The 14,226-nt window shown below is 44.2% G+C and carries 16 protein-coding genes; 9 read left to right on the top strand and 7 right to left on the bottom strand.

What is annotated here, in order from left to right; all coding sequences use genetic code 11:
- Positions 1-435: 435 nt before the first annotated feature.
- The 4 genes from NQ544_RS11765 to NQ544_RS11750 all read right to left on the bottom strand — a co-directional run bounded on the left by NQ544_RS11765 (position 436) and on the right by NQ544_RS11750 (position 3,065).
- Positions 436-1,062: a leucine-rich repeat protein gene (locus tag NQ544_RS11765; protein ID WP_170269821.1), complete on the bottom strand. Its 627-nt coding sequence runs from the start codon at positions 1,060-1,062 to the stop codon at positions 436-438.
- A gap of 444 nt (positions 1,063-1,506) precedes the next feature.
- Entirely contained in the window at positions 1,507-1,650 is a 144-nt protein-coding gene (locus NQ544_RS11760; protein ID WP_153134055.1) for a hypothetical protein, read from the bottom strand.
- A gap of 156 nt (positions 1,651-1,806) precedes the next feature.
- Entirely contained in the window at positions 1,807-2,151 is a 345-nt protein-coding gene (locus tag NQ544_RS11755) for an Rpn/YhgA-type helix-turn-helix domain-containing protein (protein ID WP_006848876.1), read from the bottom strand.
- A gap of 38 nt (positions 2,152-2,189) precedes the next feature.
- Positions 2,190-3,065, bottom strand: coding sequence for an Rpn family recombination-promoting nuclease/putative transposase (locus tag NQ544_RS11750; protein ID WP_006849091.1), 876 nt, complete (start codon positions 3,063-3,065; stop codon positions 2,190-2,192).
- Between the two features lie 710 nt (positions 3,066-3,775).
- Between NQ544_RS11750 and NQ544_RS11745 the strand changes: the two genes are divergently transcribed.
- The 4 genes from NQ544_RS11745 to NQ544_RS11730 all read left to right on the top strand — a co-directional run bounded on the left by NQ544_RS11745 (position 3,776) and on the right by NQ544_RS11730 (position 5,716).
- Positions 3,776-4,321, top strand: coding sequence for an HU family DNA-binding protein (locus tag NQ544_RS11745; protein WP_006848261.1), 546 nt, complete (start codon positions 3,776-3,778; stop codon positions 4,319-4,321).
- Positions 4,322-4,475: 154 nt separating this feature from the next.
- Complete coding sequence (locus NQ544_RS11740) at positions 4,476-4,571, top strand: smalltalk protein (RefSeq protein ID WP_153083965.1); 96 nt, start codon at positions 4,476-4,478, stop codon at positions 4,569-4,571.
- 388 nt (positions 4,572-4,959) lie between these two features.
- Positions 4,960-5,577 carry an ATP-binding protein gene (locus NQ544_RS11735; protein ID WP_006848259.1) on the top strand — a complete coding sequence of 206 codons (618 nt, stop codon included), beginning with the start codon at positions 4,960-4,962 and terminating at the stop codon, positions 5,575-5,577.
- Positions 5,516-5,716 carry a DUF4143 domain-containing protein gene (locus tag NQ544_RS11730; RefSeq protein ID WP_228023652.1) on the top strand — a complete coding sequence of 67 codons (201 nt, stop codon included), beginning with the start codon at positions 5,516-5,518 and terminating at the stop codon, positions 5,714-5,716. Before NQ544_RS11735 ends, NQ544_RS11730 begins: the two co-directional genes overlap by 62 nt.
- 250 nt (positions 5,717-5,966) lie before the next feature.
- On the opposite strand, the gene NQ544_RS11725 is transcribed toward NQ544_RS11730, so the two are convergent.
- Genes NQ544_RS11725 through NQ544_RS11715 form a run of 3 tightly spaced genes read right to left on the bottom strand, consistent with a single transcriptional unit; the run spans position 5,967 to position 8,241 of the window.
- On the bottom strand, positions 5,967-6,506 hold the full coding sequence (locus NQ544_RS11725) for an RNA methyltransferase (RefSeq protein WP_006848258.1): 540 nt from the start codon (positions 6,504-6,506) through the stop codon (positions 5,967-5,969).
- A 38-nt stretch (positions 6,507-6,544) separates the two neighbouring features.
- Positions 6,545-6,976 (bottom strand): SufE family protein, encoded by a 432-nt coding sequence (locus tag NQ544_RS11720; RefSeq protein WP_006848257.1) that lies wholly within the window; start codon positions 6,974-6,976, stop codon positions 6,545-6,547.
- Positions 6,976-8,241, bottom strand: coding sequence for a peptidase U32 family protein (locus tag NQ544_RS11715; RefSeq protein ID WP_006848256.1), 1,266 nt, complete (start codon positions 8,239-8,241; stop codon positions 6,976-6,978). The genes NQ544_RS11720 and NQ544_RS11715 overlap by 1 nt, the downstream gene beginning before the upstream one ends.
- Positions 8,242-8,461: 220 nt before the next feature.
- Here NQ544_RS11715 and NQ544_RS11710 point away from each other — a divergent pair, with 220 nt between their 5' ends.
- The 5 genes from NQ544_RS11710 to NQ544_RS11690 all read left to right on the top strand — a co-directional run bounded on the left by NQ544_RS11710 (position 8,462) and on the right by NQ544_RS11690 (position 14,218).
- Complete coding sequence (locus NQ544_RS11710; protein WP_006848255.1) at positions 8,462-9,412, top strand: DUF6562 domain-containing protein; 951 nt, start codon at positions 8,462-8,464, stop codon at positions 9,410-9,412.
- A 64-nt stretch (positions 9,413-9,476) separates the two neighbouring features.
- Entirely contained in the window at positions 9,477-10,559 is a 1,083-nt protein-coding gene (locus tag NQ544_RS11705; protein ID WP_006848254.1) for a C1 family peptidase, read from the top strand.
- A gap of 797 nt (positions 10,560-11,356) precedes the next feature.
- On the top strand, positions 11,357-12,001 hold the full coding sequence (locus NQ544_RS11700) for a hypothetical protein (RefSeq protein ID WP_006848253.1): 645 nt from the start codon (positions 11,357-11,359) through the stop codon (positions 11,999-12,001).
- Positions 12,002-12,003: 2 nt separating this feature from the next.
- Positions 12,004-13,527 (top strand): RNA polymerase factor sigma-54, encoded by a 1,524-nt coding sequence (gene rpoN, locus NQ544_RS11695; RefSeq protein WP_006848252.1) that lies wholly within the window; start codon positions 12,004-12,006, stop codon positions 13,525-13,527.
- A gap of 82 nt (positions 13,528-13,609) precedes the next feature.
- Positions 13,610-14,218, top strand: a complete 609-nt coding sequence (locus tag NQ544_RS11690) for a phosphatase PAP2 family protein (RefSeq protein WP_006848251.1) — start codon at positions 13,610-13,612, stop codon at positions 14,216-14,218.
- Positions 14,219-14,226: the final 8 nt, after the last annotated feature.

Below are 14,226 nucleotides of genomic sequence, written 5' to 3'. Positions count from 1 at the left end.
ATGCAAATATATAAAAAATATTAATATGTACGTAAGCTAAACTTAACATTAACATGATTTTAACATAATTAGTAACAGAAAGCAAGTTTAAATATAAGTATAGTATAAGTTAAACACAAAATCATCATCAGTAGTCGATACCGAGTAGGAGGAAAACACTAATCATAGGTATTTATATCTCCTATTTTGTGTCTGCGACATTTCTGTTGTGCAAGAAACATATGCTTATAACGTATAAATATAGTGCTAAATTACTCTTAATTTTCGACATTTGCAAGAGTCGTGAAAATGCTTAATTTTCACGATGTATACGATTTTTTAATGATTCTCAGAAAAGTATACAAAAAAAGGGAAAAAAAGTGAGCAATTTACGTTACTCGCCTTCTTCCCCTTGCTTTTATAAATTTACGGTAGGTGCATCGCTCTGCACAATCCTTATTTCATTGCAATCTTGATAGAATCCTTACCCACTTTGGCGATAACCAAAGACTCGGAAACGGCATAAGAGGCAGCACCGTTGGCTGCAACAGTAGAGCCAAGATACTTGCCGTCAGCAGCGAAGAACTTCACCACCTCGCCATCGTCAAGACCCGAGAGGCTGATGATGCCATCATGAGCCGATGCCACCACGCCCCGTGTTCTTACCTGGTTGATGTTGGTACCATTATCCAGGTTAGCATTGATCCAATACAGAGTTGCCTCCGCCTTATCAGATGCTGAATAGCCATCAGCTGTTGCATAACAGAAATATCCAATAGCATCCTTATAGTCCTGAAGATATTCTATTGGGACTTTGATAATAGTTGTAGTTGGTATTTCTGATTGAGATGTATTCTTTGACACTTTACCTTTAAAAGAAACAGTTTCAAGACCACTGCAACCATAGAAGCAACGTTCTCCCAGCGAAGTAACAGACGAAGGGATGGTAATAGAAGTTAAAGCACTGCAACTTCCAAAGCAACCATCACCCAATGAGGTAACAACATACTCTACCCCATCATTACCCTTAACCTTCTCAGGAATAATGATATCACCAGAATATTTACTATCAGTTTTAGGCATAAGAGTTGCTGTCTTAGCACCAGTATCTAACAAATAACGAAGCCCACTAATCACTTCAAATTTGGCTTCTTGTGCCATAGCACTACTTGCCGTCATAAGCATCATCACAACAAGCATGACAAAGCCCTTAAAAGAGCTATGGGTTCCACATTTAATTCCAAGAACCCTTTTCTTAAAGTAAAATTTCTCATAATCTTATATATTAAATTACACTTTCTCTATATATAAGAGGCAAAGCCTCAACTACTATATCATTTTAGAAATATCCTTCCCCTATTTTAGGAAAGACTTCAAATTTTGTCTCTTCGGGCAAAGATTCTTCTTTTCTATATTCTCCTTCAAAAGTACAACAATATTTCGAAACATGCAAGAAAATCGGGGAAAAGTTTTAGAAAAAGTTATCAGGAAGTATTAGGGGAGGCTGGTATCATATATTGGCTCGCATCAGAACTGAAATTCAAAGTCACACTTCTCCACGTTGCGCAACTTCTCCAGTTGCTCAGCCTTATGAGCCTTCAGCCTCTTCACCCATTCTGCCAGCTTGGGAGAAGAGCTCTTTATAACTATCGTTTCATTTACATGTGCCATAAGCCTATAGATTAAAATCCGAATATTTTTAAAGCTTTTGCCCTTACAGGGCGTTGGTTTATATTTCATTAATACCCAGGGTGTTGCCATGGGCTAGGAGCTTCTGCCCCTTCAGGGCGTGTGGGGCAAGCCGAAAGGGTGCAGCCGAAATATACACTACGCCTGAAGCGGCTTCAATTCTTCTTCTGTCAATCCAGTAGCCTGCATGATTTGTGACCAAGACATACCCATTGACAACAAGTTACGGGCTATTGTCAAACCTTTAGATAATTCACCTTCTGCTCTACCTTTAGCAATACCTTTAGCTATTCCCTTTTTCTCTCCTTCAACATAAGAGCCATAAAGGCCGGAGTAGTAATCGTCAATAGCCTTAATACTTTCATCGTATTTTTCCCGCTCCTCACTACTCAAGAAACGAACATCTGGCAATTTTGCAAGATGATCGAGCATCTTCTTCTGTTCCGCTAAAGGCAAATTCTTAAATACTTCATCCATTTCCATATACTTCAATACAGAAATCAATTTTTCAATGCCAGTTCTTATTTCCTCATTTTCTGAATTTCCTCCAGCGGAAGCTCGGTGGCCGTTGATACTTGCGCTTCAGAAAGACCCATTGACAAAAGGCGGTAAGCTGTGTCTAACTTTTCTTTAGCCATTCCTTTAGCCATTCCCTTTTCCTCTCCTTCAACATAAGAGCCATAAAGGCCGGAGTAGTAATCATCAACAGCCTTAATACTTTCATCGTATTTTTCCTGCTCCTCACTACTCAAGCAACGCACATCCGCCAATTTAGCAAGATGATCGAATATCTTCTTCTGTGCCGTAAAAGGCAATCTTTCCAATACTTCCATATACTTCAAAACATAAATCCATTTTTCAAAACCTGTCTCGCATTCTTCCTCACTCTTATCAAAGAAAGGAAGAGAAAGATAGATGAAACGAAGCTTGTCAGAAAACATCGAGTCACTAGACTTCTCCCTCAAAGCAACGTCTGTCCTAAACTTTGTTACCTCATGCTCCCTTGGCATAAAATTCATGATGCAAACCACATAAACCGGTACAAACTGGTATAAAATAGCTGTGCGGACACCAGCTTCATCAAATTTCTTGCGTTGGGCAACAAAAGCCTTACTAGCATAATAGATGGAACGATTCACAAAGAAAGGTACCCATCTGTTCTGCATCTCAACGATGAAATGCTTATCATCGTCGGTAACACAATAGATATCAAAGATGCAGCCACGGAGATCATTAGTATCTCCAAGCTGTTCCTTATCCTTGAATGTTACGTCCTTGATTTGAAACTCACCTTCAAACAAGTCGTTCAAAAAATTAATCAGCAAGTCCTTGCTGAACTCTTGACCGAAGAGACGCTTGAAGCCCCAGTCGGTAAAGGGGTTGATGTATCTACCCATAAATTATCAATTTAGATTCTGTAAATCTGCCGCAAAGATAAACTTTTATTTCGAAACATGCAAGAAAATCGGGGAAAAGTTTAGAAAAAGTTGCTGGCAAAGGGAGAATGTTTATAAGTGCGCGAAAATATAAGAAAGATGAAATGGTATCCGATTATTCGGATTCTTCTGTATCTTCGCGAAATAGAATCAAAAGAAAAGAATTATGAAGAAAGTATCAAATGACACCATCCGTATTCAGTATTCAGTTATTCAGTTTTTTTTTAAACCCTTACATGGATAAAGGGTTTGAAAACCCGGAAGAAAGGGATTGGTTATTTTGTAATGTATTTTTTATTATTATATTATATTATATATATTTATATATATAGATATATAGATAGTATATAAACTTTACTTTTTAAGGGGTAAAAAGTAACCCCTTAAAAAAAAACTGAATAACTGAATACTGAATAAGCTGCTGTGTTTTCTTCTCTTTAACTCTATGTTTTCTCTTATGAAAAAGTATGAGTTGCGGGGTGCAAAACGGCGAGTTAGATTGTTTAACAGGTTTCGGATTGAAAGCGTGCTGAAAATCGCGCCTTATCACACGCTGAAATTTGGTGGTATCGGGAAATTGGCGTATCTTTGCACTGTCGTTCAAAGAAAGGCTTGTGCACCCCGCCAAGTCAACATTCAACATTCAACATTCAACATTAAAACTAAAGATTATGGAAGTAAAAGGAACATTGAAATATCGTAAAGTACAGCGCACACCTCAGACTGGTGAAAACGCAGGTAAGAAGAAGTGGTATGCTACTTCGGTAACCGACCGCGAAGTGGACTTCGAGGGATTCGTATCGCATATCTCCGACCACGGCTCGCCTTACTCTCGTGGTACTATCCACGGTGTGCTGATGGATGCACTCGACCATTTGCAGGAGTTGATTCTCGACGGCAAGAGCGTGCGTCTCTCTGACCTCGGATTGTTCTCCATCGGTATGAGCTCCAAGGCGGAGGATACCAAGGAGAAGGTGACGGCTGCCAGCGTAGAGGGCGTACACCTGATTGTGAGAAACACGAAGAGCTGGAGCAATGCCGAGCTGCGCAAGAAGTGCAAGATTCAGGAGTACGGCGGCTATATCGGCACCGACGAGGAGGGCACCACAGGCGGTGGTGACACAGACACCAGCCAGGGCGGCTCAGGTACTACCGGTGGCGGAACCCAAGAAGGCGGCGGAGGCGGCTCGCAGGATAGCGGCGATGGGCTTGAATAAAGCCCTCGCCTGAGGGCCGCCCTGCAGGAGCGCCTAACGGGGGTGCGTCTCTCCCTAACACCTAGCGGAAGCCAGCGCATCCCCCACCAAGTCAACATTCAACACTCAACATTCAACATTCAAAAAGTCAACATTCAACATTAAAATAAAGATTATGAAAGCAAACACTTGGAAAACGATTTTGCAGATTGCTATCTCCGTCCTTACAGCCATCGCTACTACGCTCGGAGTTACCAGCTGTACTCTTTAAAGGTAAAAAGGTAAAAAAAAGCCTAGCGGGATGTTAAGCCAGCTAGGCTGCTCTTTTTAAAGGTAAAAGCCATAGCTTATTTAAAGCCCCCGGTGCCTGGTGCACCGGGGGCTTTTATTTTGCCACCAGGCATCACGCTGGTTCTTGTACCCCAGTATAACGGTCACCGGCGCGTAGCGGAATTGAAAATCGCTGGCCGATGAGTAAAGCAAAGGTAAAGGGCGTGCTGCTTCTGGAGCCTTTTGGGTCCCTAATCCCAAAAATCATATAGAATTTTGGGATTACAATCCCAAAAATCAGTATAAATTTTGGGATTAGGATTTTTTTCTTATCTTTGTGCCGAAATTGAAACAAAGAACTTTATTAATAACGGAAAGGGTTTAATGATATGATACAACGTCAACTGCAAGATGTGATAGAGTCGCAGATTAACTCTGCTGAACTCAAACTGCTCATCGGGCAGCATAGGATTGTAGTCATTGATGAAGCACAACGGGTAGAGAACATCGGAATCGTGTTGAAAAGAATCACAGATAATTTTTCTGATGTACAGCTACTGGTAACCGGTTCTTCCTCGTTTGATTTACAGAACAAACTAAACGAGCCGTTCACCGGACGTAAGTTTGAGTACCATCTCTTCCCCGTTTCTACAGGAGAGTTGCTCAAATCCCAGGGACTGTTGGGTGTTAAGCAGACGTTGGAAAATCGACTTATTTATGGGTCTTATCCTGATGTCATTAATCATGCAGCAGATGCGAAGGAGCTGCTTTATCATCTCGCCAACAGTTATCTTTATAAAGACTTACTCAATTTAGAAAGCGTTCGTCGTCCAGCTTTGCTGGGCAAGTTGCTTACAGCTTTGGCTTTACAGGTAACGAGCGAGGTTTCTTATAATGAGTTGGCACAAACGGTGGGAACCGATAACAAGACGGTGGAGAAATACATTGAACAGTTATTTCTGGCGAACCAACCAGCAGCAGGAAATAGATTATATAGAGGAGTGTGACGGACAATTCTCTTTGTTTGAGATGAAATGGAATCCCAAGAGAGCCAACACTCAATTTCCGAATACCTTTCTTACTGCATACGATGTGAAGGAAAAAGCCATCGTAACACCAGAGAATTGGTTGGAGTGGGTGCTGTAAATAAAAGGTAAAAAAGAGCCTAGCGGGATGTTAAGCCAGCGAGGCTGCTCTTTTAGATGAATATCGTTTAAAACTGCAGCAAAGATATAAATAATCCCTCAATGAGGGACGGATTCTTTTGAAAAGCTCCCTCATTGAGGGATGAATTTAATCATTTTTATCCCTCATTGAGGGATTTTTTACACATTGTTATTACCAAATGAGTTCGTGCCAAACTTGGCAAAAAACGCAAGTTTGGCACGAACTCAAGTTATAGTTTCAGGAGTTTGGCAAACTCCCAGACTACGATGCCGGCGGTTACGCTGACATTCAGAGAATGCTTGGTACCGAACTGGGGAATCTCCAGACAGCCATCGCTCATATCCACGATATTCTGCTTGACTCCCTTCACCTCGTTACCGAAAATCACGGCGTAGCCTTTGGAGAGGGAAGGGTGAGCCTCAGGCAGGTTCTGGAGCTTGGTGGAGCCTTCTACCTGCTCGATGCTATATACAAAGTAGCCTTTCTGCTTCAGCTTCTCTACTGCCTCTTCGGTAGTCTTGAAGTATTCCCAATCCACGCTGTCTTCGCCACCCAATGCCGTCTTATGAATCTCGACATTGGGAGGGGTGGCGGTGATTCCGCAGAGATACACCGCCTCTACACGGAAGGCATCGCAGGAACGGAAAACACTTCCTACATTATATAATGAACGCACATCATCCAGGACCACTATCAGGGGCAGCTTCTCGGCTCCCTTGAATTCCTCCAGGGTGAGGCGGTTCATCTCTATCGTTCTTAATTTGCGCATTATAATATACCTTATTATAATAATATAATCAGAGGCGGTTAAGCCTCTGCCTCTTTGGTCTTGTAGGCAAGGGCGTACATACGAATCTGCTTGATCATCGCCAGAAGACCATTGCTGCGGGTTGGACTCAAATGGTCTTTCAGACCAATTTTCTCTACGAAATAGAGGTCGGCATCCATAATCTCGGTGGGGGTATGACCGCTCAACACACGGATGAGGAGGGCGATGATACCCTTTACGATGAGCGCATCGCTATCGGCAGTGAATACGAGCTTGCCGTCTACATAATCGCATTGCAACCATACGCGGCTCTGACAGCCGTCGATAAGGTTCTGCTCGTTCTTGTATTTCTCATCGAGAGGAGCCAACTCGTTGCCCAAGTCAATAAGCATCTGATACTTGTCCATCCAGTCGGTGAAATCCTGGAACTCCTCTACTACTTCATCCTGCAATTCATTAATTGTTGCCATTATTTTATTTCTTTAATTTCGTTTACTGTAATCAACTTATAGAGCTTGTCGTTAGGGCGTACCTTATCTGGTACAGGGATGGAAACTCTCCAGCCCTGCTGCGCTGTTTCTACCGGTTTCAGGTCGTAGCGGATTTCATCGGCATGGAGATACATCACACCGGTGGTGTTACCCGTAATCAGCAGTTTCTCGCCCTTGTCGAAGGTAGATGCCTCTACGGCTACTTCTGCCACACCCAACTTAGAGAAATATTTCATCACCTTGCCCACGAGCACCTTCTTCTCGGTAGCTACGGAACCGTAATGCTTGTTCCATTCACCGAGAGTCTGCCCCTGGTAATAACCATCCCAGAAACCACGGTTGAAGACGGTGGCGAGTTTCTCATCCCACTCATCCTTCTTCTCCTCGGTAAAGGTTCCGTCGAGCACGGCAGCTATCGCCTCCTTATAACATTTCACTACGGTATATACGTATTCAGGACCACGGGCACGGCCTTCAATCTTGAAGACGCGCACACCGGCATCCATCATGCGGTCGATGAAGCGGATGGTCTTCAGGTCCTTCGGACTCATCACATACTTGTTGTCGATTTCAAGCTGGTTGCCAGTTTCGTTATCTGTAACAGTATAGCTGCGGCGGCAGATCTGCACACACTCGCCACGGTTGGCAGAACGGTTGGCATTAGCGAGACTCATGTAGCACTTGCCCGATACAGCCATGCACAGAGCACCATGACAGAACATTTCGATGCGGATCTGCTTGCCCATAGGTCCGCAGATGTTCTGCTGTTCTATCTGCTCATGGATGTGCTTCACCTGGTCCATGTTCAATTCACGTGCCAGTACGGAAACATCAGCAAAGCGTGCATAAAACTTCAAAGCCTCTGTGTTTGAGATATTTAACTGTGTGGATAAATGAACCTCCTCGCCCACTTCATTGCAATAGCTCATTACAGCCACATCGCTGGCGATAACGGCAGAGATGCCTGCCTCCTTGGCAGCATCGATGATTTCCTTCATCGTTGGGATGTCGTTATCGTAGATGACAGTATTGACGGTGAGATAGGTCTTGATACCATGCTCGTTGCAGGTAGCAGCAATCTCACGCAAATCATCGATGGTAAAATGGTTGGCTGAATGAGAACGCATGTTCAACTTGCCGATACCAAAGTATACGGAGTCGGCACCAGCCTGTATGGCAGCAGCCAGTGACTCGCGTGAGCCCACTGGTGCCATCACTTCAAATTCGTTTATCTTTGTATTCATGAATGCAATTTTCTAATTTCAGGTGCAAAGTTACACCAAAATGAAGACAAAACACAGAAAAATGGAGAAAAAATGACATAAATTCTATTATATTGACAAATCAATCACGATTATTTGTCTATATTTGCCTATAAATAAGAATATATCCCTAGGATATACTTCTTTTTATATGAATCCAATCCAGTTTTACAGCTGGTATTATTAATTAAAATGAAAGCGTATGAAGAAAGCTTTTACCTCAGGAATGATTCTGTTCCTGGCAATGACCACAATGGTTAGTTGCACACAAGAAAACGTGATGCTTGAAACAACACCACAAGTCAAGAACCAAGAAGTAAGATTCTGCTTCTTCGAAAAATCCATTGTGCCTATCGGTCAGAATGAAGAGAGCAATCTTGCCAGAACGAGAGCCGACGGGAGCGAGAAATCACTCAAGGATGCAAACCTCTACACAGATCTGCAAGTATGTCTCATTCCGAAAGGAGATGAAACTACTGCCGGCTATACCGTAAGACAGGAAAACTGGGATGACGAATTCGGAAACGTTAGCCTGCAGGTGCCGGCAGGAGAATACACGCTCGTTGCCGTAGCAGCAAAAACTGATTTGCAGCAGGAAGAACGAATCGAAGTTAAATCAAGGTATGAAATGACCTTTGCCAACAACATCGTACGCGATATGGCGTATACCCTGCAGGATATCAAGGTGGAAACGAGCAGCAAAGCCGTAACACAGAATGTTTCGCTGAAACGTGCCGTCAGCTGTTTTGAACTGCGTGCTACCGACATCATGCCCCTGACTACCAAGACTCAGGAAATCACGATAAGCGGAAGCTGCGGCACGGTGTTCAATCCTTCTACCGGATTCTGCAAAGAAAAGGCTACCATCACCCGAAACTTTTCTTTAGAAGCCAAAGAACACCAGGAAAGAAGCATTTACTATACACTCTACACCCTTCTGACCGACAAAGATATAACCGACATCCACATAACAGCTACGGCAAAAGACAAGGAAGAAAAAGTTATCAAGACCATCAGCTTTGACAACGTACACCTGGTTATCGGAAAGAAGACTACCTATACCGGTCCGATTTTTACCTACCCTGCCAACAATATGTCGTTCACAGTCAACCAGACGGAGATTCCTGCATCAGGCTATGACAAGAATTTTTAATAACCCATGGCGTTTTAAGAAAGATTAATGCCACAGATTAAAATCTTTTTTGTATTTTTGCGGCATGGAAAGAAAGAATATTATAACCATAGGACTCGCTCTGCTTGTATTCGCCGGTTGCGGATACAGACATCAGCGAGCCGGTATCCCAGAGACAGGTGAAGGCGAGGATTATCTTCCGGAGCGCATCCACCTGATCAGTACTACGCCCGTCAAGGACCAGGGCAACAGCGAACTCTGCTGGGCATACGGCATGCTTGCCACCATCGAAAGCGAGCACATCATGAAGGGAGATTCCGTGAATCTCTCCATCGCCTACATAGCCCGCATGATGCTGGAAGAACAGGCACTGGAATATTACTTTGCACAGGGAAAGAAGAACATCAGCCTGCGCGGTACTGCCCCGATGCTGATACATTATATAGATAAGTATGGTGCACAACCTTACGACAGCTATGAAGATCCGAAGCATGTGAACTACAAGGTGCTCTGCCGCAAGGTGCAGAAACTGTGCGATGGCGCCATCTCGAAGAAAGTGGGCATCAGCCAGCTCAAGGAGGAACTGGACGACCTGTTTGACGCAGAAATAGGCTACATGCCTGCCAAGGCCGTACACATGCTGGGTGCCGAATATACCCCTCAAGAGTTTGCCCACAGCGTATGCTATCCCGAGGAGTATGTATCGCTCACCAGTTTCTCGCATCATCCTTACAGAGAATACTTTGCGCTCGAGATTCCCGATAACCGGATGAACGATGCCTATCTGAACCTTCCGCTCGACGAGCTGATGCTCCACATCAGGAAGGCGGTAGAAAAAGGATATCCGGTATGCTGGGAAGGTGACATCAGCGAACCTGGCTTCAAGGAACCAAGGAAGAACTGTGTAGACATACAGCCGATGGAACGCCCCGTGACCCAGGCATCGCGACAGAAGGAGTTTGAACAGCTTCGCACCACCGATGATCATGTGATGGAAATCATAGGTACCTTCATGAAAGGCAAGCAGAGATTCTACGTCTGCCGCAATTCATGGGGCAAGAACTGGGGCAACAAGGGACTCATCTACCTATCGGAAGACTATCTGCGCCTCAAGACCATCGCCGTGTTCATGAGCGAAGAGGCATATATAATGAAGAGGCATATATAATAAGGTATAAGCTCCCAAACAGGCTTCAGACATAAGAAATGTGTTAAAATGGTTGACATACATCAAATAGCTGTTAAATAGCACGTGTGTGCGCACACACATAGTTGATTTATATCAAAAAAGAGGCTTTTTTATGTGATTTTCTCTTAAAACATTTGGTGGGTTCGGAAAATCGTCGTACCTTTGCATCGTCAATAAGACAAAAAGGTTATTAGGTTTTTAGGTTAAGATTGTTAGTTGTTTTAGGTTATTAGTTAGTTTAAAGGTAAATTAAAGATTGTTTATTCAAGGACAACAAAAAGTTTAGGTTATTAGGTTTTTAGGTTTAAGATTGTTAGTTGTTTTTTTATTAGGTTTTAGTTTAAAGGTAAAGAAAAGATTGTTTATTCAAGGACAACAGGATAATTTCAACAGGTGAGTTGAAGGTAAAAAGATCAAATGTATGGGATAACCAAAGATGACGCCTGAGCAGAATTGCTGCTTCGGGCTTCGTAATGGAAGGGGTAACAAAAAGCCCTTGAGTTATGAAAAATTTGGGAATATCGTATTAGAAGAGCGCAATTTCGAAATCATTCGAAGTTGCGCTCATTATTTTATCCCCTAGGTAAAGGAGCTAGGACATATGTATTACTACATAAAAACTTTGCCAAAGACTATAGCCATAACTCCTTAAAGTACTTAACTCATTTACTCCTAGACTGGAGAAAGTTCAGTTTGAGAAAAAATAACCGCCAAATTATTTTGTTTTACCAACGAAAAGTCGTAATTTTGCAGAAGATATATAAAGATAAGAAATTATGGCAAGACATCCTCTCTGGAACGAAGAATACTGGCTCCTGCTGTTGCAGCTGTACCAGAAGAAGCCCATGGGCGTGAAACCTCTCTATTCGAAAGGGATGGTCGACTTGAGCCTGGAACTGCATATTCCACCTGAGTTTCTGCACGAACAGATGTTCAAACTCAGAATGGTGACTCCGAGAATCAAGCGACTATGGGAGAAATATGCCGATAAGCCACAGAAACTGAAGCGCGATATACAGCGCATCAGGCAGATGAACGGCTGCGGAAACGCCATACAGTTCTTCGAGGGAGTGGAAGTGAAGGAAACATTCGAGAAAAACTGGGAACCACTGGAAAGTGAACCATCGCTCACCCCCGTGAAACTCATCATCATCCTCGATCTCTACTTCCAGCTTACGCCAATCACCATGGTGCCGGAAACACCGGAAATCATCGACCTGGGAAAACTCATCAGGACATCACCGAAGGTCATTGCCGATGCGATGGGCGTATTCATGTACTGCGACCCCTATCTCAACCGCGAAGATGTGCTGATACACCCGCTGCTAGAAGCATGCAGCGACATCTGGCACCAATATGGAAACGGAAATCCAGACAAGCTTTACCAGCTTGCCAACGAACTAAAAGAATATTTTAAGTAATTATGGCTCAAAAACTCATACAGACACAGGCACAGAAGTTACAGCAACTTCAAAGACTTTCAGCCCAGCAAATGCTGCAGGTGAAACTGTTGGAAATGCCGCTCACGGAACTGGAAGACAGTATCAATGCAGAACTGGACGATAATCCCGCTCTGGAAAGCGAGAACCCAGACGACATGCTCAACGAGAATGTCGCCAATGATGATTCGCCCGCAGATGATGAGTACGACAACAGCAGCGATGAGGATGCCTACGAGGCTGAATCTGAAAAAGAAGAAAGAAAAGACGAACTGGACCAGGCACTGGAAAGCATCGGAAAAGACGACCAGATGCCTGACTACAATACAGACAGATACAACAACCAGGACAGCGCTGACTACGAAGAAATGGTTTACGGTGACACCACCTCTTTCTATGATAAGCTGAAGGAACAGATGGACATGCAGCCGCTCAGCGACAAGGAGAAGGAAGTAATGGAATATCTCATAGGTTCACTGGATGACGACGGACTGCTCCGCAAGGACCTGGACAGCATCTGCGATGAACTCGCTATCTATCACAACATCGATGTTACGGAAAAAGACATCGAGCACGTGCTCCACATTCTACAGACCTTCGACCCAGCCGGTGTAGGAGGAAGAAGTCTGCAGGAATGCCTCCTGCTGCAGGTTAAGAGACTGCCGAGAGGTGTGCTCCGCAAGACGATGGAAGAGGTGTTTACTGACTATTTTGACGAGTTTACCAAGAAACATTGGGACAAGATCAAGGCAGGACTGGAACTGAACGATACACAGGTAGAAACCCTGCAGGCAGAAATCAGAAAGCTGAACCCGAAACCGGGCGCATCGATGGGCGAAACAGAGGGAAGAAACATGCAGCAGATTACCCCCGACTTCATCATCGACACCAATGACGACGGAACGATTACATTCTCGCTGAACCGTGGCAACATTCCGCAACTGACGGTTTCGCCATCATTCACCGACATGATTGACACCTACAGGAAGCATAAAGACAAGATGAGCCGGAGCGACAAGGAAGCCCTGCTCTACGCCAAGGAAAAGGTGGACAAGGCACAGGGATTCATCGAAGCCATCAAGCAGAGAAGACATACCCTCATCGTCACCATGAAGGCAATTATCGACATACAGCGGCAGTTCTTCCTGGATGGAGACGAGGCTGACCTGAAACCGATGATCCTGAAGGATGTAGCAGAACGCACGGGACTGGACATCAGTACCATCTCGAGAGTGAGCAACGTGAAGTATGCCCAGACTAAATGGGGCACCTTCCCGCTGAAGTTCTTCTTCACAGACAGCTACACCACTGAAGACGGCGAAGAGATGTCTACCCGCAAAATCAAGATTGCCCTGCACGACATCATCGAGAAAGAAGACAAGAAAAAGCCAATCAGCGATGATGCACTCGCCAAACTGCTGAAGGAGAAGGGATTCCCTATCGCACGACGTACGGTGGCAAAATATAGGGAACAACTGGGCATACCGGTGGCACGACTCAGGAAATAAGATAGTGGTATGAGTCAGGAAGAAACCGGGGCCCACCACAAAATATTTGAGAGATAAAAAGAATATATACGTTATTAGTGTTATGAAAGAGAAGAATATCATATTGACAGCACGCATCATGAGCATGATCTTCACGCCCTTCTATCTGCCGATGGTAGGACTGATTGCTCTGTTCATCTTCAGTTATATGTCGCTGTTACCGATAGGATACAAACTGGTGATGCTGGGCATGGTCTACCTCCTGACCGTCGTAGCTCCATCGCTACTCATCCACCTCTACCGCATGGTTCAAGGCTGGACCTCGCGTGAGCTGGGCAAGAAGGAGCGTCGTATTGTGCCTTACATCCTCTCTATCGTATGTTACTTCGGCTGTTTTTTCTGGATGGAATACCGCAATACGCCTCGCGTCATCAGTATCATCGTAGTGGTAGCGCTGGCGATACAGATGATTTGCGCCTTCATCAATGTATGGTGGAAGATCAGCACCCATACGGCAGCCATCGGAGGTGTGGCAGGAGCTCTGGTGTCTTATTCTGTAGCCTTCAATTTCAATCCGCTGTGGTGGCTCTGCCTTGTGCTGATGATGGCAGGCGCAGTAGGAAGTGCCCGCATGATACTCCGACAACATACGCTGTCACAGGTAGTTGCAGGATTTCTGATAGGCACCGCCTGTGCTATATTGGTAATATAAAGTTTATA

This window comes from Segatella copri DSM 18205 (assembly GCF_025151535.1).
GTDB classification, from domain to species: domain Bacteria; phylum Bacteroidota; class Bacteroidia; order Bacteroidales; family Bacteroidaceae; genus Prevotella; species Prevotella copri.
Note: the sequence above shows the minus strand (reverse complement) of the source record. Positions and strands in the feature narration are given on the sequence as shown.